The organism is Streptomyces sp. NPDC014870 (genome assembly GCF_043081505.1).
Lineage (GTDB): Bacteria > Actinomycetota > Actinomycetes > Streptomycetales > Streptomycetaceae > Streptomyces.
Genome location: NZ_JBIBWQ010000013.1, coordinates 276,350 through 295,471 on the forward strand (window position 1 = coordinate 276,350; position 19,122 = coordinate 295,471).

Consider the following 19,122-nt stretch of genomic DNA (forward strand, 5'->3'; position numbering starts at 1 on the left):
TACAGGGTATTTTTCGCCACCGACAGCGCCTGCGCACCGCCTCATCCCCTCCTCACGCTCCCTGCCTAGGAGAGTGCGTCATCAAAGCCTCCAGCTCCAGCAGTCCCAACGCCGTAGAACTCCGCGGCATCACCAAGCGTTTCCCCGGAGTCGTGGCCAACCACGACATCGACATCACCGTGCGCCGCGGCACCGTGCACGCCCTCGTGGGCGAGAACGGCGCGGGCAAGTCGACCCTGATGAAGATCCTGTACGGCATGCAGAAGCCGGACGAGGGCACCATCACGGTCGACGGCGAGCAGGTGACGTTCCACAGCCCCGGTGACGCCATCGCCCGCGGCGTCGGCATGGTGCACCAGCACTTCATGCTCGCGGACAACCTCACGGTCCTCGAGAACGTGGTCCTCGGCTCCGAGAAGCTCTACGGCATCGGCGACAAGGCCCGCGCCAAGATCAAGGAGATCTCCGGCGCGTACGGCCTCGGCGTCCGTCCCGACGTGCTCGTCGAGGACCTCGGTGTGGCCGACCGCCAGCGCGTGGAGATCCTCAAGGTCCTCTACCGCGGCGCCCGCACCCTGATCCTCGACGAGCCGACCGCCGTACTCGTCCCGCAGGAGGTCGACGCGCTCTTCGACAACCTGCGCGAGCTCAAGGCGGAGGGCCTGACGGTCATCTTCATCTCGCACAAGCTGGGCGAGGTCCTGTCGGTCGCCGACGAGATCACCGTCATCCGGCGCGGCACCACGGTCGGCACCGCCGACCCGCAGCACACCACGACCAAGCAGCTCGCCGAGCTGATGGTCGGCGCGGAGCTGCCCTCGCCGGAGACCCGCGAGTCCACGGTCACGGACGTGCCGATGCTGACGGTCCAGGACCTGTCGCTCAGCGCCGTCGACCCCGACGGCGTGGTCCGCGCGGTCCTCGGCGGCATCACCTTCACCATCCACAAGGGTGAGGTGCTCGGCATCGCCGGCGTCGAGGGCAACGGCCAGTCCGAGCTCGTCGACACGATCATGGGCATGCGCAACGCCGACCGGGGTGTCGTGACCCTCGACGGCGCCGACATCTCGTCCGCCCCGACACGCAAGCGGCGCGAGGACGGCATCGGCTGCATCCCCGAGGACCGCCACCGGCACGGTCTGCTCCTGGAGGCCCCCCTCTGGGAGAACCGGATCCTCGGCCATGTCACCGAGAAGCCCAACTCCAAGGGCGCCGTCCTCGACCTCAAGGCCGCCCGCAAGGACACCGAGCGGATCGTCCGCGAGTACGACGTCCGTACCCCCGGCATCGAGGTCACCGCGGCCTCCCTCTCCGGCGGCAACCAGCAGAAGCTGATCGTCGGCCGCGAGATGAGCCACAACCCCAAGCTGCTGATCGCCGCCCACCCCACCCGTGGCGTGGACGTCGGCGCGCAGGCGCAGATCTGGGACCAGATCCGGGCGGCGCGCCGGGAGGGCCTCGCGGTCCTGCTGATCTCCGCCGACCTGGACGAGCTGATCGGCCTCTCCGACACCCTGCGCGTGATGTACCGCGGGCGTCTGGTGGCGGACGCCGACCCGGCGACCATCACCCCGGAGGAGCTGGGCTCGGCCATGACCGGCGCCGCCGCCGGTCACCTTGAGCACGATGAGAGCCCTGAGGGCACCGACGGCCCGGAGGACGAGGCCCGATGAAGAAGTTCGACAAGGAGCGGTTGCTCCTGGGCATCGCGGCGCCGCTGCTCGCGATCGTCGCCGCCTTCCTGATCACCGCCCTGGTGCTCGCGGCGACCGGCAAGGAGCCGTTCAGCGCCTTCGGGATCATGTTCGACTACGGCATCAAGTCGGACAGCCAGGTCTACATCATCAACAAGGCGACGACGTACTACCTGGCGGGCATCGCGGTGGCCATCGGCTTCCGCATGAACCTGTTCAACATCGGTGTCGACGGCCAGTACCGTCTCGCGGCGTTCTTCGCCGCCGCCGTCGGCGGCGCGCTGACCCTGCCGGGCATCGTGCAGATCCCGCTGATCATCATCACCGCGATGATCGTCGGCGCCATGTGGGCGGGCATCGCCGGTGTCCTGAAGACCACCCGGGGTGTCAGCGAGGTCGTCTCCACGATCATGCTGAACTTCATCGCGACCGCGATCATCGGCTACCTGCTCCAGCCCGGCCGGCTCGGCCACCTGGACGCCGCCGGTACGAAGGTCGCGACGACCCCGCTGCCGGAGTCCTCGCGCTTCTTCGACTTCCCGACCACGCCGACCCCGATCTACGGCTTCGTCGTCGTCGCGGTCATCGCGGGCATCGCGTACTGGTTCACGCTCTCCCGCACCCGCTTCGGCTTCGACCTGCGCACCGTCGGCCAGTCCGACACGGCGGCCGCGGCCAGCGGCGTCAACGTCAAGAAGATGGTCGTCACCTCCATGCTGATCTCCGGCGCCATGGCCGGTCTGATCGGTATGCCGACGCTGCTCAACGACAGCTACGAGTTCGGTGGCGACTTCCCCGTCGGCATCGGCTTCACCGGTATCGCCATCGCCCTGCTCGGCCGCAACCACCCGATCGGCATCGCGCTCGCCGCGATCCTCTGGGGCTTCCTGGAGCGCGGCGGCCAGCAGCTGGAGTTCGAGGACTACGACCGGGAGATCGTCGGCGTCATGCAGGGCGTCATCGTCCTCTGCGTCGTCATCGCCTACGAACTCGTCCGCCGCTACGGCCTCAAGCGCCAGCAGCGCCAGGTCGGCGAGAAGCTCGCGGCCCAGGCCCGTTCCAACAACTCGACGGAGGTGTCGGCGTGAGCGCCACGGCGACTTCCACCCCGCCGCCCGCCGCGCCCAAGGCGGCCGGTGGCAAGGGCGGCCGCACCCGCCTCTCCCTGCCCTGGATCCTGCTGATCGTCGCGGGCGGGCTCATCGCCCTCTCGGCCGTCCGGGCCATCACCGGCGCGCAGGACCTCACCTCGGCCGGCCAGATCGGCGCCGCGCTCTCGCTCGCCGTGCCGATCGGCCTCGCCGGTCTCGGCGGTCTGTGGGCCGAGCGCGCGGGCGTGGTCAACATCGGCCTCGAAGGCATGATGATCCTCGGCACCTTCTTCGGTGCCTGGGCCGGCTGGCAGACCAGCCCGTGGCTCGGCATCCTCGCCGGCATCCTGGGCGGCATGGTCGGCGGCCTGGTGCACGCGGTCGCCACGGTCACCTTCGGCGTCGACCACATCATCTCCGGTATCGCGATCAACATCCTGGCGGTGGGCTTCACCACCTACTTCGCCAAGCTGTGGTTCAACTCCGGCGAGGCGGCCGCGAAGGGCGGCAGCCCCAAGCAGTCCCCGCCGGCCGAGGAGATCACCTCGGTCACGATCCCGGGGCTGTCCGACTGGCTGGCCGACATCGAGAAGCACCACTGGTTCCTGATCTCGGACATCGCCGGCATCCTCGGCGGCCTGGTCACCAACGTCTCGGTGGTCACGATCATCGCCGTCCTGCTGGTGATCGGTACGTTCTTCGTGCTGTGGAAGACCTCGTTCGGTCTGCGCCTGCGCTCCTGCGGCGAGAACCCGATCGCTGCCGAGTCCCTCGGCGTCAACGTCTACAAGTACAAGTACATCGCCGTGATCGTCTCCGGCGGCATGGCCGGTCTCGGCGGCGCCTTCCTGTCGCTGGTCACCTCGCACATCTACAACGAGGGCCAGACCGGTGGCCGCGGCTACATCGGCCTCGCGGCGATGATCTTCGGCAACTGGCGGCCGGGCGGCCTGGCGATGGGCGCGGGCCTGTTCGGCTTCGCCGACGCGCTCCAGCTGCGCAGCGGCGGCGAGTCCGTGCACGCGCTGCTCCTGCTGCTCTTCGCGGTCCTCGTCGCGATCGCGGCCTGGAAGGCGTACAAGAAGCGCTGGATCACCTCCTCGATCGCCATCGTCATCGGCGTCGGTGTCTTCATCTGGTACCTCGGTACCGACACCGTCCCGGTCGAGTTCGTCAGCGCCACGCCGTACGTGGTGACCCTGCTGGTGCTGTCGCTCTCCGCACAGCGTCTGCGGATGCCCAAGGCGGACGGCATGCGCTACCGCAAGGGCGAGGGCAAGTGACCTCGCCCCTCGGCGAAGCCGACTGGGAGGCCCTGCGGGTGGAGGCCAGGGACGCCATGTCCCGCGCCTACGCCCCGTACTCGGGCTACCCGGTCGGCGCGGCCGCCCGGGTGGACGACGGGCGCACGGTCTCCGGCTGCAACGTGGAGAACGCCTCGTACGGCCTCGGGCTGTGCGCGGAGTGCGGGCTTGTCTCGCAGCTCCAGGCCACCGGCGGCGGCCGGCTGACCCACTTCGTCTGCGTGGACGGCGAGGGCGCGCCCCTGGTGCCGTGCGGACGGTGCAGGCAGCTGCTGTTCGAGTTCGGCGGCCCGGAACTCGTCCTGGAGACCCCGGACGGAATCCTCACGCTGGCGGACATGCTTCCGCAGGCCTTCGGCCCCGGTCACCTCAGGAAGTAACACCGAGGAGAGCGGCCCTTCCGGCACCATGGGGAGGGCCGCTCTCTCCTCTCACCCCTCTATGCGCGTAGAAAGAGGCACCACCATGGACGTCATCTCCGTCATCCGCACCAAGCGGGACAAGGGCGAGCTGAGCCCGGAGCAGATCGACTGGGTCATCGACGCCTACACCCGCGGTGTGGTCGCCGACGAGCAGATGTCCGCCCTGGCCATGGCCATCCTGCTCAACGGGATGAACCGCGCGGAGATCGCCCGCTGGACCGCCGCGATGATCGCGAGCGGCGAGCGCATGGACTTCTCCTCGCTCTCCCGCCCCACCTCCGACAAGCACTCCACCGGCGGTGTCGGCGACAAGATCACCCTGCCGCTCGCCCCGCTGGTCGCCGCCTGCGGCGCCGCCGTCCCGCAGCTGTCGGGCCGGGGCCTCGGCCACACCGGCGGCACGCTGGACAAGCTGGAGTCGATCCCGGGCTGGCGCGCGCTGCTGTCCAACGCGGAGATGCTGAACGTCCTGGACACCACCGGTGCGGTGATCTGTGCGGCCGGCGACGGCCTGGCACCGGCCGACAAGAAGCTCTACGCGCTGCGTGACGTCACGGGCACGGTCGAGGCGATCCCGCTGATCGCCAGCTCGATCATGTCGAAGAAGATCGCCGAGGGCACGGGCTCCCTGGTCCTGGACGTGAAGGTCGGCTCGGGCGCCTTCATGAAGAACCTGGCGGACGCCCGCGAGCTGGCCTCGACGATGGTGGGCCTCGGCACCGACAGCGGTGTGAAGACGGTCGCGCTGCTCACCGACATGTCCACCCCGCTGGGCCTCACGGCCGGCAACGCCCTGGAGGTCCGCGAGTCCGTCGAGGTCCTCGCGGGCGGCGGCCCGGCGGACGTGGTCGAGCTGACGATCGCGCTCGCGCGCGAGATGCTCGACGCGGCCGGTATCAAGGACGCGGACCCGGCGAAGGCCCTCGCGGACGGCTCGGCGATGGACGTCTGGCGCCGGATGATCGCGGCCCAGGGCGGCGACCCGGACGCCACCCTCCCCGTCGCCCGCGAGCAGCACGTCGTGACGGCGGCCTCCTCGGGCGTCCTGACCCGCCTCGACGCGTACGACATCGGCATCGCCGCCTGGCGCCTCGGCGCGGGCCGCGCCCGCAAGGAGGACCCGGTCCAGGCGGGCGCGGGCGTCGAGCTGCACGCCAAGCCGGGCGACCCGGTCACGGCGGGCCAGCCGCTCCTCACCCTCCACACGGACACCCCGGAGAAGTTCGACTACGCCCTGGAGTCCCTGACCGGCTCCTGGGACATCGCCCCCGAGGGCACGGCGTTCACCCCGAACCCGATCGTCCTGGACCGCATCGCCTGACGGCGGCCCTCCCCGTGAACGGGGCCGGTGGATCTCCACCGGTCCCGTTCGTCGTTCAACGGACGACCTTGATGCCGAGATGCCGAAGCGGCCGCCGAGCCCCGCCGATGAGTTCCGGGCGCGGCGCGGGTCTCCCTGGTGTGGACACCACTGGACCGCTCGTACTGACCCTCGCCGCCCGCGCCACCCCCGAGGAGGTGGCGCGGCTCTGCGCGCTGCTCGGAGAGGCGGCGCCCACCGACGTGGTCTGTGATGTCGGCGGGCTGGCGCACGCCGATCTCGCGGCCGTGGACGCCCTCGCCCGGCTGCGGCTCGCCGCCCGGCGGCGCGGGCACCAGTTGCGGTTCGAGGGCGCGGGCGGCGAGCTGCGGCGGCTGCTCGATCTCGTCGGGCTCGCCGGCCTTGTATGAGCCCGCCGGCTACGCCTCCAGACGCTCCGGCAGGTCGAAGAGCGGGAACCAGCGCTTGGTGTCCAGGAAGAAGTCCATCCCGCCGACCTTGCCGTCCCGCAGCTCCAGGACGATCAGCGCCCACGGGCTGTATCCGCCCTCGGGGTCCGGGTGGTAGTGCGCGAACGCAGGGGAGCCGTTCGCCACGGTCGGGACCAGCTTCGAGCCCCGGCAGACGTCGCCGACACCGAGCATCCAGCCCACGATGTCGTCGTGGCCGCGCAGCCACAGGTCGTACGGCGGCATGGACATCGTCGCGTCCTCGTGCAGGAGCGCGGTCAGCGCCTTCATGTCGTAGCCCTCGAAGGCCGCGACATAGCGCTCCAGGAGCTGCTTCTGCTCCTCGTCCAGCGGGTCCGCCGCGTCCGAGGCCGCCGGTTCGTTCTCCGCGATCGTCGCGCGCGCCCGCTGGAGCGCGCTGTTGACCGAGGCGACCGTGGTGTCGAGCAGCTCGGCGACCTCGCTCGCCTTCCAGGCGAGCACCTCGCGCAGGATCAGCACCGCCCGCTGCTTCGGCGGCAGGTGCTGCAGGGCCGCGACGAACGCGAGCCGCACGGTCTCGCGGGACACGGCCGTCTCCGCCGGGTCGGCCACCGACGGCAGCACCCGCCCGTCCGGGACCGGCTCCAGCCAGGTGACCTCCGGCCGGGCGTTCAACTGGGCCTGGGCGACCGGCGTCGCGGCCGTCAGGTCCATCGGCCTGGCCCGCTTGTTCCCCGCGTTCAGCGAGTCCAGGCACACGTTCGTCGCGATGCGGTAGAGCCAGGAACGCAGGCTGGAGCGGCCCTCGAAGGAGTCGAGCGACCGCCAGGCGCGGACCATCGTGTCCTGCACGGCGTCCTCGGCCTCGAACGACGAGCCGAGCATGCGGTAGCAGTAACCGGTCAGCTCCGTGCGGTACTTCTCCAGCTCGGAGTGCCGGTCCTCGGCCGTTGTCACCAGATCGCTCATCGCAGGTCCACCCCAGTCGCCCCTCATCGGCACCGGTGCTGTGCCGATGAGGGGAAGCTACCGCAGCCCACTGACAACAGGGGTCAGGTTCCCGGCTTCCGCCCGTAGACGAACACGTCGTCGCCGTTCTTGAGCAGGTTCCAGTACGCCTTCGCGTCGGCCGGGCGCATGTTGACGCAGCCGCCCGAGCCCGGCGGGTTCCACATGGACTTGGTCGTCGAGTGGAAGGCCTGGCCGCCGTCGAAGAACTGCGAGTACGGCATGGAGACGTGGTAGATCGTCGACCAGTGGTTGATGCTGCGCCAGTAGATCTTCTTGGCGCCGGTACGGGTCTCGGTGCCGTCCTTGCCCGTACGCACCGCAACCGGGCCGTACTTGAGCTTCGCGCCGTCCTGGATCCAGGTCAGCTGCCGCGTCAGGTCGACGCAGGCGATCCGGCCCTTGTTGGTCGGACACTTGCCGGCCTTGTTCGGGTTCTTCCCGGCGGCCTTCTGCTGGATCATCGTGTCCATCGTCCGCCACGTCAGCGGACCGGCGTACCCCATGGTCGGCGTGATGCCGTGGGTGCGCTGGAACGACTGGATCGCCTTGCAGTCGGCGAGCGACTGCTTCCCGTCCACCGTCCTGCCCAGGAACTTCTCCACCTGCTTCTGGTACGGCCCGGTCGTCACGTTGCACGACGCGGCCTGGGCCGTCCCCGCGCCGAGGGCCACCGTCAGCGGCACCACCATCGAGGTGATGCCGAGGACGATCCCGGCGCGCTTCCGTATTCCGTTCATGATCACCAACTCCCCCTAGGGTCCTAAGACTTAGGACGAGCGGGGGAGCGTTCCGGTTGTACGGACGGGGCACCGGTTTCGGGCCGTCTTCCGGGCGCCTTCCGGGACGTGTCTCAGTGCGCCGTACGGAGCCGCGGCCGGCGCGCCCGTGCCTCCTGCGTCCGGGCCTCGACCCGGGCGCTGTGCGTGCCGTAGAGGGTGATCGAGACGACGCCGAGGACCGCGACCAGGCCCAGGAGCACCGTGCCCGCCCAGCCGCCGGCGTGGAAGGCGATCGCGCCGAGCGTGCCGCCGACGCTGCTGCCGACGTAGTACGCGGACTGGTAGAGCGCCGAGGCCTGCGCCCGGCCGGTCTTCGCGGTCCGGCTCACCGAGGAGGAGGCGACCGCGTGCCCGGCGAAGAAGCCGGCCGTGATCAGGACCAGGCCCGCCAGGACGGCGGTGAGGCTGTCGGCGAGCGAGAGGAGCAGCCCGGCGGCGGTCGTGCCGACCGCCAGGTAGAGCGCCCCGCGCCGGCCGAGACGTCCGACCAGCTTCCCGGCCGCGGCCGAGGAGACCGTACCGACGAGGTACACGAGGAAGATCGAGCCGATCACGCCCTGGGGGAGCGAGAACGGCGCCTCGACGAGCCGGTAGCCGATCACGGTGTAGACCGCGCCGAACACCGTCATGAACAGCGCGCCGATCGCGTACAGCCGGACGAGGAGCGGGTCGGAGAGGTGGGTGCGGACCGCCGCGGCGAGCAGCTTCGGGTTGAGCGAACCCGGCGTGAAGTGCCGGGCCTTGGGGATGAGGACCCGGAAGGCGACGACGCAGACCACGGCCATCAGACCGACCGCGAGGAGCCCCGCGCGCCAGCCCCACATCTGGGCCACCCAGCCGGTGACGATACGGCCGCTCATGCCGCCGATCGAGTTGCCCGCGACGAACAGGCCGATCGCCGCGATCAGCGCCTTCGGCCGCACCTCCTCGGCCAGGAAGGCCATCGCGGAGGCCGGCAGGCCCGCGAGGGCCGCGCCCTGGACGGCGCGCAGGGCGACCAGCCAATCCAGGTTCGGGGCGAAGGGGACGAGCAGTCCGACGGCGACCGCGACGGAGAGCGAGACGGTCATCATCCGTCGGCGCCCGAAGCGCTCGGACAGCGCGCTCATCGGGAGCACGAGGAGGGCGAGGGCGCCGGTCGCGGCGGAGACCGTCCACGAGGCGGCGGAGGCGCTCGCGCCGAACTCGGCGGAGATCGCGGGGAGGAGGGCCTGGGTGGAGTAGAGGAGCGCGAAGGCGGCGAGGCCCGCGGCGAAGAGCGCGAAGCTCATCCGGCGGTAGCCGGAGGCTCCGGGGGCGAGACGGGTGTCGAGGGCGGCCGTGCTGGTGGCGGCCGCCTCGGTACTGGCGGAAGGCATACCTAGAACGTAGGACGATTGTTTTTATGCGTCCAATGCATGGAACTGCTGTAATCGTTCCTATGGTGCATGAGTACAGGTCACAGGCTCGGCTGTCACCGAGTAGTTACGAAGAAGACATGGGGCTGCTGCTCGCGCCGCGGCTCGCGTACTTCGCGGCGGTGGCCCGGCACGAGCACGTGACCCGCGCGGCGGCGGAGATGGGCGTCCCCCAGTCGACCCTCTCGCGGGCGATGGTCCGGCTGGAACAGGACCTGGGGGTGTCCCTCTTCGCCCGCAAGGGCCGCACGGTCTCGCTGACCCCGGCGGGCCGGACGTTCCTCGGCTCGGCCGAGCGGGCGCTCGCCGAGGTCGAGCGGGCGGCCGACTCCGTACGGGCGGACGCCGACCCGGCGGCGGGCCGGGTGGCGTTCGGCTTCCTGCACACGATGGGCTCGGAGACGGTCCCGGCGTTGCTGCGCGCCTTCCGCGTGGACCACCCGAGGGTCCGTTTCACGCTCGTCCAGAACTACGGCGAGGCGATGATCGAACGCCTCCGGTCCGGCGAACTTGACCTGTGCCTGACGTCCCCCGTCCCGGACGCCCCGGACCTGGTGGCCCGCCGCCTGGACGAGCAGCGGCTGCGCCTGGTCGTCCCGGACGACCACCGGCTCGCCTCCCGCAAGCGGGTCCGCCTCGCGGAGGCGGCGGACGAGACCTTCGTGACCCTGGAGCCCGGCTACGGGCTGCGCCGCATCACGGACGACCTGTGCGCCGAGGCGGGCTTCACGCCCCGGGTCGCCTTCGAGGGCGAGGAGGCGGAGACGCTGCGCGGCCTGGTCGCGGCGGGCCTCGGCGTGGCCCTCCTGCCACCCCCGGCGGTCCCGCGCCCCGGCGTCGTCGAACTCACGGTCACGGCGCCCCGGGCGATCCGCGAGATCGGCGTCGCCTGGCTGGACGGCCACCCGGACACCCCACCGGTGGCCGCCTTCAAGAAGTTCCTCCTGAGCAAACGAGGCCACCTCCTCCCGGACTGACCCACCACCGCGAACGGCCCCGCGGCGCGAAGCTGCCGCGCCCGGGGGGGTCGGGGACGGAGCCCCCCGGTCTCGTCAGAGTTTCGGGAAGGGGTGGAGTGGGGGAGGAATCCGCGCCCCGGGCCCGCGGCTAGCGCCGGCCCACCCGCCCGAAGCCCGCCGCCAGCGGCATCCGCAGACCCAGCGGCGGCGGAGCCGCCAGCGCGTCTGCGAGGGGGCGGGCGAACGGGCGGGCGAACAGCGCGCCGAGGACGAAGTCCGTCGCCAGCGCGCGCACCTCCTCGTCGTACTGCCGCAGCGCGTGCCCGTCCGAGTGGACCTCGAAGCGGCACGTGTCCCGGTTGGCCTTCTTCGCCCGCACCGCGAGCCGGTACGACAGCTCAGGATCCGTCCGCGCGTCGTTGGTGCCGTGCACCAGCAGGACCTGACGCCCCACCAACTGCCGTACCGGCTCCGGCTCCGCCGCGACGTCGTCCTCCGGCAGCCACGGCGCGAGCCCGAGCACCGCGTCGACCGCCGCGTGTCCCGCCGCCCGCAACGCCGCCCGCGCGCCCATCCCGTGGCCGGCCAGACAGACCGGGACGTCGCCGTAGCGCCGTACCGCCTCCGCCACCGCCCACTCCGCGTCCGAGGCCAGCGCCGCGTCCGTACCGTTCCAGCCGCGCCCCCGGTACCGCACCACGTGCGCCACCAGGCCTTCCCCGCGGCCCGCCCTGACGAGCTGTCGGCCCAGCGGCAGCAGCGCCGCGTGCGCCCGGACCGAGGCGCGCCGCCCGGACGCGACCTCCCCGTCCGGGAGGAGCAGGACCACACCGCCCACCGCCGTACCGGGGTGCGATGCGCCGACGGGCCGTCCGAGCCGGGGTGTCCGGCCTCCTGCGGTCCCTACGAGTGCGGAGTGCGCCATGGCAGAACAGTCTCAGAAGGCGAGGTGTACGCCATCCGTACGCGCGGTCACTGTTACGTATCGACAAGCGAGTTGAGGAGGGGCGCTCTACGCGCGTAGGGGCTAGAGTGCGGCAATGACGAGCCAGACCCACAGCGTTCCGACCGCGGACCAGATCCGCCGCGCGCCGAAGGTGCTCCTCCACGACCACCTCGACGGCGGACTGCGCCCCGGCACGATCATCGAACTCGCCCTCGCGCAGGGCTACGACCACCTCCCCGAGACCGAGCCCGACAAGCTCGGCATCTGGTTCCGCGAGGCCGCCGACTCGGGCTCCCTCGAGCGGTATCTGGAGACCTTCGCGCACACCTGCGCCGTCATGCAGACCCGCGAGGCCCTCGTCCGCGTCGCCGCCGAGTGCGCGGTCGACCTCGCCGAGGACGGTGTCGTCTACGCCGAGGTGCGCTACGCCCCCGAGCAGCACCTGGAGGCCGGGCTCACCCTGGAGGAGGTCGTCGAGGCCGTCAACGAGGGCTTCCGCGAGGGCGAGCGGCTGGCGCGCGCCAATGGCCACCGCATCCGCGTGGGCGCCCTGCTGACCGCCATGCGGCACGCGGCGCGCGCCCTGGAGATCGCCGAACTCGCCAACCGCTACCGCGACTCCGGCGTCGTCGGCTTCGACATCGCGGGCGCCGAGGCCGGCTACCCGCCCACCCGCCACCTCGACGCCTTCGAGTACCTCAAGCGCGAGAACAACCACTTCACGATCCACGCGGGCGAGGCCTTCGGCCTGCCGTCGATCTGGCAGGCCCTCCAGTGGTGCGGCGCCGACCGTCTCGGCCACGGCGTCCGCATCATCGACGACATCGAGGTCGCCGACGACGGCTCGGTGAAGCTCGGCCGCCTCGCCGCGTACGTGCGGGACAAGCGCGTCCCGCTGGAGATGTGCCCGACCTCCAACCTGCAGACCGGCGCGGCGGACTCCATCGTCGAGCACCCGATCGGCCTGCTCCGCAAGCTGCACTTCCGGGCCACCGTCAATACCGACAACCGCTTGATGAGCGGTACGAGCATGAGCCGGGAATTCGAGCTGCTGATCGAGGCATTCGACTACACGCTCGACGACATGGCGTGGTTCACGGTCAATGCGATGAAATCAGCGTTCATTCCTTTCGATGAACGTCTCGCCATGATCAATGACGTCATCAAGCCCGGGTATGCCGAGCTGAAGTCCGAATGGCTGTTCCAGCAGACCGTCACGACCAGCGAGTCTGCCGGAAGGGCGGACTGAGCGCAGGCTTCGGGAGGGGCGTCGGGGCGGCCGGGGAACATCTGACCGGCCGCCTTTCGGTGTTTGCGGGAGCGTCATTCGCTGGCTAAGTTGCAAAGCCGCTCTGCATTCCCCGAATTTCCTCCCCGAAATCCTCAAGGATGATTCTCTGATGAAGCAGTCTGCCGCCAAGACGCTCGGTGTCGCCGCCCTCGGTGCCGCTTTCGCCGCTGCCGCCGCCGGCACGGCCACCGCCGCCCCGGCGCTGCCCGCCGCGCCCGACGCGCTCGGCCTGGTCACCTCGACCGTGCCGCTGGGCGACGGTCTCACCGAGCTCCCCGAGGGCGCCACCGAGTCCCTCCTGGGCGGCCAGGCCGCCGTCGACCAGGGCGCCAAGGCCGTCCCGGCCGCCGCCGGCCAGGCGCTTGAGCACGCCCCCCTCGACGGCGCCACCAACGCGCTCGGCAACACCCCGGTCGGCGGCCTGCTCGGCGGCCTCCCGGTCGGCGCCCTGCCGCTCGGTGGCCTGCCGATCGGCTGATCACGCCGTACCCACGCCGATGGGGCGCCCACCCGGTCCGGGTGAGCGCCCCATCGGCGTACGTACGTCCTCGCGCCCGCTACCAGGCGGTGCTCGCCGACTTCTCCGCCGGGAGCAGCAGCCAGAGCGCCAGGTACAGCAGGAACTGCGGCCCCGGCAGCAGGCACGAGACGAGGAAGATGACCCGCATGGTGGTGGCCGAGGTGCCGAAGCGCCGTGCCAGCGCTGCGCACACTCCGCCGATCATGCGTCCGTCACGGGGGCGGGCAAGTGCGGCCATGGTGGGCTCCTTCGGGAGGGTCTTCGGGAAGCCGCTCCGTCGGGCTTCCGATGACTCCATCCTCGCCCGGCAAGGCGGGACAAAGCGTCGGTCTACGGGGCGATCCCGACCCTGGGAATCGTCGGGGTAGGCCCCTGAGAACCCTCGTCCCGCAGGAGGGCCGAACCCCGGCCCGGCCTGCGACGCGGGGAGGACCCGCTCGTCCTCTCCCCGTCCCCGTATCGCCCCCGGCGCAGCCGCGCCCGCCCGGCGGGCACCACCAGCAGATGCGCGAGGGCCACTCCGGCGGTGTTCAGGAGCAGCGAGTCGATGTCCACGACCTGCCCGGGCACGGCGGTCTGCAACAGCTCCACGGCCAGCGACACCAGGGCTCCGGCCGCGACCGTACGGGCCAGGGACGCCCAGGGCGAGACCCGCAGCCGTCCGTCGGCCATCGGCAGCAGCACCCCGAGCGGGGCCAGGAGCAGCAGGCCCTCGCCGATCCGCCGGGCCGCCTCGGCCGGGCCGAGCGCGAGATCCGCGCGGATCCCCGCGAGTGGGGTCAGGTTCGGCGCGGTCACCCAGGCCACGTCGCGTGGGCTGAGTGCCACCCAGGCGACGAGCAGCAGATGCGCGAGGAGGAGAGCGAAACCCACCACGCGTACGACCACGGCGGCGCTGCCGCCCGAACCTTGACGCTGCACGCCCCCCAAGACGCGCCCCGTCCCGGAATCGGTTCCGCAGCGACGAGGACCTCCCAGAACGGTCTCAGGGCGCCGACGGTCTCAGGAGACCCCCGACGGTCTCAGGACGCCGACGGCGTCGGCAGGCCCAGTGTCGGCGCCGCCGACTCCGGGCGCTCGCGCAGCTCGGTCGTGCAGGCGTACCGGCGCGGGGCATAGCGGCCCGGCCCGCCCAGGACCACGCTCTCCTCGCCCGCGCCCGCCGAGCTGTGCGCGAATGTGCAGACGATCTGCGCGAGCGCCGTCGGCGTCAGGTCCTCCGGCTGCCGGCTGAGCCGCAGCGTGTCCACCGGGTCGCCCGGTCGGCCGCCGGTGACGACGAGCGGACCCTTGACGGCCGTGGAGAACCCGGCCTCCCGCTCGCTGTCCGAGGGCTCGCTCAGCAACTGCGCGAGCAGCGCCGACGCCGTCGTCACCGGGTTGCCGCTCGCCTTCTCCTGCGGCAGCGGCGAGCGCCGGTCCACCGCCTCCAGCTGCGAGCCGCACATCAGGTAGACCCGGACCGGGACGCCCGTCGACTGCGCGGCGACCTCGTCGCCCGTCACGCTGCACGGCACCCGTGAGGGACCGGGCCCCGCGTCCACCGGCACCGACGTCGTCCTGATCCCGCACCCGGAGGCGAGCGCGGCCACGACCACCACCGCCGCCACCATGCCCGTACGGACTGCTCTGCGGCGGCTCAACGCTCCTCCACCCCGTCCTGTTCGTCCTGCTCCTCGTCCTGCGGGAGCCGCAGGACGAACACCGCGCCGTCGCCGTCCGGCGAGTTCGCGGCGGTGATCGAACCGCCGTGGATCAGCGCGTTCTCCATGGCGATCGACAGACCGAGACCGCTGCCCTCCGACCGCGGCCGGGACGCGCTCGCCTTGTAGAAGCGGTCGAAGACGTGCGGCAGGACCTCCTCCGGGATGCCGGGACCGTGGTCCCGCACCGCGATGACCAGCTCGCCGTCCTCGGTGCGCACCGACACCCGCACCGGCGAACCGCCGTGCTTGAGCGCGTTGCCGATCAGGTTCGCCAGGATCACGTCGAGCCGGCGCGGGTCGAGCCGCGCCACGATCCCCCGCTCGGCGTCCAGGTCCACGGCGTCCAGCCAGGCCCGGGCGTCGATGCAGGCGGTGACCTGGTCGGCGACGTCGACGTCGTCGAGGACGAGCCGGGCGGTGCCCGCGTCGAAGCGGGTCACCTCCATCAGGTTCTCCACCAGGTCGTTCAGCCGCCGCGTCTCGCTCACCACGAGCGCCACGGCCGGCGCGATCATCGGGTCGAGGTCGTCCTGCTCGTCCTCCAGGACCTCCGTGACGGCCGTCAGCGCCGTCAGCGGGGTCCGCAGCTCGTGGGACATGTCCGCGACGAACCGCCGGCTGGACTCCTCCCGCGCGCTCATGTCCGCGACCTTCTTCTGCAGGGACTCGGCCGCGCTGTTGAACGTCCGTGACAGATCGGCCAGTTCGTCGGTGCCGGAGACCCGCAGCCGGGTGTCCAGCTCGCCCTCGCCCAGCTTCCGCGCCGCCTCGCCGAGCCGGTGCACCGGCCGCAGCACGGTCGTGGCCGCCGCCTGCGCGAGCAGCGCGGAGCCGACGAGCGCGAGCGCGGTGGCGATCCCGAGCGACCAGGCGAGCGAGTTCAGATCGGCCCGCTCGGCCTCCAGGGACTTGAACATGTAGCCGGTGGGTCCGCCGCCGGTGATCCGCGTACCACCGACCAGGTACGGCGTCTTCCCGCGCTGCGTCCGCTGCCAGAACAGGTGGTACGGGCTGGTCTCGCCGTCCGTCGCGGGCCGCGCCGTGTCCACCGCGGTCCGCAGCGACTCCGGCACGTCGGCCAGCGTGAACGTGTCCGGGTTCGAGGCCCCGATGATCGGCTTGCCGGCCTCCCGCTCACCGAGCAGCAGCACGCTGTACCCGGCGCTGCCGCTCGCCATCTGGTCGGCGGTGCGCCGCAGATCGTCCTCGGTGGGCCGCAGCGGCAGCGTCGCCGCCCGGTTCTGCATCTCCTGCCGGAAGTCGTTCAGTGCCCCGTCCTGCGTCCGCGTCAGCACCGCCTCGCGGTTCAGCCAGTACGCGATCCCCGACGCGGACACCGCGGCCGTGAGCGCGACCAGCGCGAAGACGACGACGAGACGCAGCCGGAGACTCGTGAAGCGCAGCCCGGCGAATATCGCTCTTCTCACGCAGGGACGTCCAGCCGGTAGCCCACACCCCGGACGGTACGGATCAGGGTCGGCGAGGACGGCACGTCCTCCACCTTGGCGCGCAGCCGCTGGACACAGGCGTCCACGAGCCGCGAGTCGCCCAGGTAGTCGTGCTCCCACACCAGGCGCAGCAACTGCTGGCGCGACAGGGCCTGTCCGGGCCGCCGGCTCAGCTCCAGGAGCAGCCGCAGCTCGGTCGGCGTGAGCTGCAGGTCCTCCCCGTTCTTCGTCACCGTCATCGCCGAACGGTCGATGACCAGCGAACCGAAGGTCGCCGAGTCGGTCGACTCCCGTTCGCCGCGCCGCAGTACGGCCCGGATCCGGGCGTCGAGCACCCGACCCTGGACCGGCTTGACCACGTAGTCGTCGGCGCCGGACTCCAGGCCGACGACGACGTCGATGTCGTCACTGCGCGCGGTGAGCAGGATGATCGGCAGCTGGTCGGTGCGCCGGATGCGCCGGCACACCTCGAAGCCGTCGATGCCGGGCAGCATGACGTCCAGTACGACCAGGTCCGGACGCTGCTCCTTGAGCAGTTTCAGGCCGTCCTCTCCCGTCGCCGCGGTGGCCACTCGGTGGCCCTGGCGTGACAGGGAGAGTTCGAGGGCCGTGCGGATGGCGTCGTCGTCCTCGATCAGCAACAGGAAAGGCACGGACGTCATTCTGTCCCATGCGGCCGTCGGAGTTCGACTGTGCGGCGGGACCCGCCCCTGTGACACGGCTGTGACAGTCGGCGGACACCCCGATGAAAGTGCCCGGGCAGAGTTCTTGGCACACGGACCGAACAGACTCCAACCGACGGGGGGCGCGAGATGAACGCACTGCACAGCACCACCACGAGCGCAGTGGTCACGCGTCTCCACGATGTCGTCGTGCGGGGCGGGACGGAGAAGTCCGGCGGTGTGAACGGGCGGGGGTGCGTTCGCAGCGCCGGGCGTCAGCACAAGGCGCCGTACATGGTCGCCGTGGCTGACGGGGGAGCGGCGTACGGGGAGGTCAAGGGGGAGCGGCAGTCGGCGTCCGAGGCGGAGTTCACCGCCTACGTGGCCGAGCGTCGTGCCTCCCTGTACGCCACCGCCTACCACCTGACCGGTGACCGGTTCGAGGCCGAGGACCTGCTGCAGAGCGCGCTGTTCTCGACCTACCGGGCCTGGGACCGGATCAGCGACAAGGCGGCGGTCGGCGGCTATCTGCGCCGCACCATGACGAACCTGCACATCAGCGCCTGGCGCCGGCGGAAGCTCAACGAGTACCCCACGGAGGAGCTGCCGGAGACGGCGGGCGACACGGACGCGATGCGCGGCACGGAGCTGCGCGCGGTCCTGTGGCAGGCCCTGGCCCGGCTGCCCGAGCTCCAGCGCACGATGCTGGTGCTGCGCTACTACGAGGGCCGTACGGATCCGGAGATCGCGGAGATCCTGGACATCAGTGTCGGCACGGTGAAGTCGAGCATCTGGCGTTCGCTGCGCAGGCTGCGCGAGGACGAGGTGCTGAGCTTCGGCCGTGACGAGGAGGAGTCCTTCGGCGAGCTGGTGGCCTGAAGGCACGGGGGGAACACGGGGGAACAACGGGGGACGTACGGGGGTACGGGGGAAAAGGCGCGGGCGGTACAAGCCGGGGGAGCTTGTACCGCCCGCGTCGTTGTGCGGGCTATCGGGCCACGGGGGTGCGGTGACGGCCCGCCGCCGCGGCGGCCAGCCGGCCCAGGGCCTCCTGCTTGGCGCAGGGGTGGGCGCCCAGCTCGGTCTGGCGGGCCACGATGGAGCGTTCCGTGCGCATCAGACGCCAGCCGCGGCGGAGCAGGAACGGGACCGACTTGCGGCCTTCCTTGAGGTCACGCAGCAGGCGACGGCGGAACGTCGTCGAGGGGCGGCCGCGCAGGCACAGGGCGTCGGCGAGGACACCGAGCTCCTGGCAGCGCTCCACGATCTCCGCGGCGAAGATGCCCTCCGCGACGAAGAGCGGGGTCCGGCCGATGTCGAGGGCGTCGTGGTCCACGCGCGAGCTGGTGGCGAGGGAGTACACCGGCACGTCCGTGCGGCCCGTACGGCACAGGTCCATGATCGCGGCGACGGCGGCCTCCGCGTCCCAGGAGCCGGGGGAGTCCCAGTCGATGTCGGCGCTGTCCGCGACCAGCGGAAGCGTCGGGTCGTCGCCCTCCTTGTAGAAGTCGTCGAGGCGCAGGACCGGGAGGCCGGTGACGGCGGCGAGGGACGACTTGCCGGAGCCTGAGGGGCCCGCGAGCAGGACGACACGCGTCGGGATCGGTTGAGAACTCACGGGACACCAGTGTGAACCATTCCCCCGGGCAGGGGACCCCTGAGGAAGGGGGTTGGTATCGAGCATCACACCTCAACTACGCTCGGTGCCCACGTCATCACCCAACGTCGAAGGACTCTCATGGCGCGTCACAAGCAATCCGGGACCGCCCGTCGCGGTGCCCTCCTGAAGGCCGGGCTGACCGTGACGGCGGCCGGTGCGGCCGTGCTCGGTCTGGGGGCCGCGGGCGCCCAGGCGGCCCCGCTGCCGCTGCCGGTCGACTCGCTCCTCGGCAGCGATGCCGCGTCGGCCCTCGGGGCCACCGGCCACGCCGTGGGCCCGCTGACGAACCTCCAGCTCGACCCGCTGGCGAACACCGGGGTCGACCCGCTCGACAACGGGATCGGCACCCAGGTCGCCGACTTCAAGCCGGTGGGGACGAACCTGGTGACCGACCATGTCACGAAGGGCGGGGGCCTGGACGACCTGCCGCTGGTCGGCGAGGTCACGGGGCTGCTGCCGAAGGCGTAGCGGGTACGGGAA

General features: G+C 71.4%; 21 protein-coding genes. 11 read left to right on the top strand and 10 right to left on the bottom strand.

What is annotated here, in order from left to right:
- Positions 1-80 precede the first annotated feature (80 nt).
- The 6 genes from ACF09C_RS33175 to ACF09C_RS33200 all read left to right on the top strand — a co-directional run bounded on the left by ACF09C_RS33175 (position 81) and on the right by ACF09C_RS33200 (position 6,242).
- On the top strand, positions 81-1,673 hold the full coding sequence (locus ACF09C_RS33175) for an ABC transporter ATP-binding protein (RefSeq protein ID WP_392096990.1): 1,593 nt from the start codon (positions 81-83) through the stop codon (positions 1,671-1,673).
- The gene (locus ACF09C_RS33180) at positions 1,670-2,782 is read left to right on the top strand and encodes an ABC transporter permease (RefSeq protein ID WP_392096874.1); all 1,113 of its coding nucleotides are present in this window, start codon (positions 1,670-1,672) and stop codon (positions 2,780-2,782) included. The genes ACF09C_RS33175 and ACF09C_RS33180 overlap by 4 nt, the downstream gene beginning before the upstream one ends.
- Positions 2,779-4,068 (top strand): ABC transporter permease, encoded by a 1,290-nt coding sequence (locus tag ACF09C_RS33185; protein ID WP_392096876.1) that lies wholly within the window; start codon positions 2,779-2,781, stop codon positions 4,066-4,068. Before ACF09C_RS33180 ends, ACF09C_RS33185 begins: the two co-directional genes overlap by 4 nt.
- On the top strand, positions 4,065-4,469 hold the full coding sequence (locus tag ACF09C_RS33190) for a cytidine deaminase (protein WP_392096877.1): 405 nt from the start codon (positions 4,065-4,067) through the stop codon (positions 4,467-4,469). The genes ACF09C_RS33185 and ACF09C_RS33190 overlap by 4 nt, the downstream gene beginning before the upstream one ends.
- A gap of 85 nt (positions 4,470-4,554) precedes the next feature.
- Positions 4,555-5,832, top strand: a complete 1,278-nt coding sequence (locus ACF09C_RS33195; protein WP_392096879.1) for a thymidine phosphorylase — start codon at positions 4,555-4,557, stop codon at positions 5,830-5,832.
- 140 nt (positions 5,833-5,972) lie between these two features.
- Positions 5,973-6,242, top strand: coding sequence for an STAS domain-containing protein (locus ACF09C_RS33200; protein WP_392096881.1), 270 nt, complete (start codon positions 5,973-5,975; stop codon positions 6,240-6,242).
- Between the two features lie 9 nt (positions 6,243-6,251).
- Here ACF09C_RS33200 and ACF09C_RS33205 read toward each other — a convergent pair whose 3' ends face one another.
- The 3 genes from ACF09C_RS33205 to ACF09C_RS33215 form a co-directional block, all read right to left on the bottom strand.
- Positions 6,252-7,232 carry a sigma-70 family RNA polymerase sigma factor gene (locus tag ACF09C_RS33205; RefSeq protein WP_392096882.1) on the bottom strand — a complete coding sequence of 327 codons (981 nt, stop codon included), beginning with the start codon at positions 7,230-7,232 and terminating at the stop codon, positions 6,252-6,254.
- An 83-nt stretch (positions 7,233-7,315) separates the two neighbouring features.
- The gene (locus ACF09C_RS33210) at positions 7,316-7,963 is read right to left on the bottom strand and encodes a L,D-transpeptidase family protein (protein ID WP_392096992.1); all 648 of its coding nucleotides are present in this window, start codon (positions 7,961-7,963) and stop codon (positions 7,316-7,318) included.
- Positions 7,964-8,124: 161 nt separating this feature from the next.
- A complete protein-coding gene (locus tag ACF09C_RS33215) occupies positions 8,125-9,411 on the bottom strand; it encodes an MFS transporter (RefSeq protein ID WP_392096884.1) in 1,287 nt (428 codons plus the stop codon).
- 62 nt (positions 9,412-9,473) lie between these two features.
- On the opposite strand from ACF09C_RS33215, the gene ACF09C_RS33220 reads away from it, so the two are divergent.
- Positions 9,474-10,427, top strand: a complete 954-nt coding sequence (locus ACF09C_RS33220) for a LysR family transcriptional regulator (RefSeq protein WP_392096885.1) — start codon at positions 9,474-9,476, stop codon at positions 10,425-10,427.
- 130 nt (positions 10,428-10,557) lie between these two features.
- Here ACF09C_RS33220 and ACF09C_RS33225 read toward each other — a convergent pair whose 3' ends face one another.
- Complete coding sequence (locus tag ACF09C_RS33225; RefSeq protein WP_392096886.1) at positions 10,558-11,334, bottom strand: alpha/beta hydrolase; 777 nt, start codon at positions 11,332-11,334, stop codon at positions 10,558-10,560.
- 115 nt (positions 11,335-11,449) lie between these two features.
- Here ACF09C_RS33225 and ACF09C_RS33230 point away from each other — a divergent pair, with 115 nt between their 5' ends.
- Entirely contained in the window at positions 11,450-12,604 is a 1,155-nt protein-coding gene (locus tag ACF09C_RS33230) for an adenosine deaminase (protein ID WP_392096888.1), read from the top strand.
- A gap of 151 nt (positions 12,605-12,755) precedes the next feature.
- Positions 12,756-13,124: a hypothetical protein gene (locus ACF09C_RS33235; protein ID WP_362413711.1), complete on the top strand. Its 369-nt coding sequence runs from the start codon at positions 12,756-12,758 to the stop codon at positions 13,122-13,124.
- 79 nt (positions 13,125-13,203) lie between these two features.
- Here ACF09C_RS33235 and ACF09C_RS33240 read toward each other — a convergent pair whose 3' ends face one another.
- From ACF09C_RS33240 to afsQ1, 5 genes are all read right to left on the bottom strand, one after another.
- The gene (locus ACF09C_RS33240) at positions 13,204-13,404 is read right to left on the bottom strand and encodes a PspC domain-containing protein (RefSeq protein ID WP_262006996.1); all 201 of its coding nucleotides are present in this window, start codon (positions 13,402-13,404) and stop codon (positions 13,204-13,206) included.
- A 92-nt stretch (positions 13,405-13,496) separates the two neighbouring features.
- A complete protein-coding gene (locus tag ACF09C_RS33245; RefSeq protein ID WP_392096890.1) occupies positions 13,497-14,087 on the bottom strand; it encodes a VanZ family protein in 591 nt (196 codons plus the stop codon).
- Positions 14,088-14,188: 101 nt separating this feature from the next.
- Positions 14,189-14,779, bottom strand: a complete 591-nt coding sequence (locus tag ACF09C_RS33250; protein WP_392096994.1) for a hypothetical protein — start codon at positions 14,777-14,779, stop codon at positions 14,189-14,191.
- Positions 14,780-14,805: 26 nt separating this feature from the next.
- On the bottom strand, positions 14,806-16,299 hold the full coding sequence (locus tag ACF09C_RS33255; protein ID WP_392096892.1) for an ATP-binding protein: 1,494 nt from the start codon (positions 16,297-16,299) through the stop codon (positions 14,806-14,808).
- Complete coding sequence (afsQ1, locus tag ACF09C_RS33260; RefSeq protein ID WP_181019089.1) at positions 16,296-16,973, bottom strand: two-component system response regulator AfsQ1; 678 nt, start codon at positions 16,971-16,973, stop codon at positions 16,296-16,298. Before afsQ1 ends, ACF09C_RS33255 begins: the two co-directional genes overlap by 4 nt.
- A 159-nt stretch (positions 16,974-17,132) precedes the next feature.
- Here afsQ1 and ACF09C_RS33265 point away from each other — a divergent pair, with 159 nt between their 5' ends.
- Positions 17,133-17,861, top strand: coding sequence for a SigE family RNA polymerase sigma factor (locus ACF09C_RS33265; RefSeq protein WP_392096894.1), 729 nt, complete (start codon positions 17,133-17,135; stop codon positions 17,859-17,861).
- A gap of 109 nt (positions 17,862-17,970) precedes the next feature.
- On the opposite strand, the gene ACF09C_RS33270 is transcribed toward ACF09C_RS33265, so the two are convergent.
- Positions 17,971-18,666: a uridine kinase gene (locus tag ACF09C_RS33270; protein WP_392096896.1), complete on the bottom strand. Its 696-nt coding sequence runs from the start codon at positions 18,664-18,666 to the stop codon at positions 17,971-17,973.
- 54 nt (positions 18,667-18,720) lie between these two features.
- Between ACF09C_RS33270 and ACF09C_RS33275 the strand changes: the two genes are divergently transcribed.
- On the top strand, positions 18,721-19,110 hold the full coding sequence (locus ACF09C_RS33275; protein WP_362413727.1) for a hypothetical protein: 390 nt from the start codon (positions 18,721-18,723) through the stop codon (positions 19,108-19,110).
- Positions 19,111-19,122: the final 12 nt, after the last annotated feature.

Excerpts from the sequence above, each read along its gene's own strand:
- ACF09C_RS33180 (WP_392096874.1), top strand. The coding sequence starts at position 1,670 with ATGAAGAAGTTCGACAAGGAGCGGTTGCTCCTGGGCATCGCGGCGCCG.
- ACF09C_RS33195 (WP_392096879.1), top strand. The coding sequence starts at position 4,555 with ATGGACGTCATCTCCGTCATCCGCACCAAGCGGGACAAGGGCGAGCTG.
- ACF09C_RS33205 (WP_392096882.1), bottom strand. The coding sequence starts at position 7,232 with ATGAGCGATCTGGTGACAACGGCCGAGGACCGGCACTCCGAGCTGGAG.
- ACF09C_RS33210 (WP_392096992.1), bottom strand. The coding sequence starts at position 7,963 with ATGGTGGTGCCGCTGACGGTGGCCCTCGGCGCGGGGACGGCCCAGGCC.
- ACF09C_RS33215 (WP_392096884.1), bottom strand. The coding sequence starts at position 9,411 with ATGCCTTCCGCCAGTACCGAGGCGGCCGCCACCAGCACGGCCGCCCTC.
- ACF09C_RS33220 (WP_392096885.1), top strand. The coding sequence starts at position 9,474 with ATGGTGCATGAGTACAGGTCACAGGCTCGGCTGTCACCGAGTAGTTAC.
- ACF09C_RS33225 (WP_392096886.1), bottom strand. The coding sequence starts at position 11,334 with ATGGCGCACTCCGCACTCGTAGGGACCGCAGGAGGCCGGACACCCCGG.
- ACF09C_RS33230 (WP_392096888.1), top strand. The coding sequence starts at position 11,450 with ATGACGAGCCAGACCCACAGCGTTCCGACCGCGGACCAGATCCGCCGC.
- ACF09C_RS33235 (WP_362413711.1), top strand. The coding sequence starts at position 12,756 with ATGAAGCAGTCTGCCGCCAAGACGCTCGGTGTCGCCGCCCTCGGTGCC.
- ACF09C_RS33240 (WP_262006996.1), bottom strand. The coding sequence starts at position 13,404 with ATGGCCGCACTTGCCCGCCCCCGTGACGGACGCATGATCGGCGGAGTG.
- ACF09C_RS33250 (WP_392096994.1), bottom strand. The coding sequence starts at position 14,779 with ATGGTGGCGGCGGTGGTGGTCGTGGCCGCGCTCGCCTCCGGGTGCGGG.
- ACF09C_RS33265 (WP_392096894.1), top strand. The coding sequence starts at position 17,133 with ATGAACGCACTGCACAGCACCACCACGAGCGCAGTGGTCACGCGTCTC.
- ACF09C_RS33270 (WP_392096896.1), bottom strand. The coding sequence starts at position 18,666 with ATGCTCGATACCAACCCCCTTCCTCAGGGGTCCCCTGCCCGGGGGAAT.
- ACF09C_RS33275 (WP_362413727.1), top strand. The coding sequence starts at position 18,721 with ATGGCGCGTCACAAGCAATCCGGGACCGCCCGTCGCGGTGCCCTCCTG.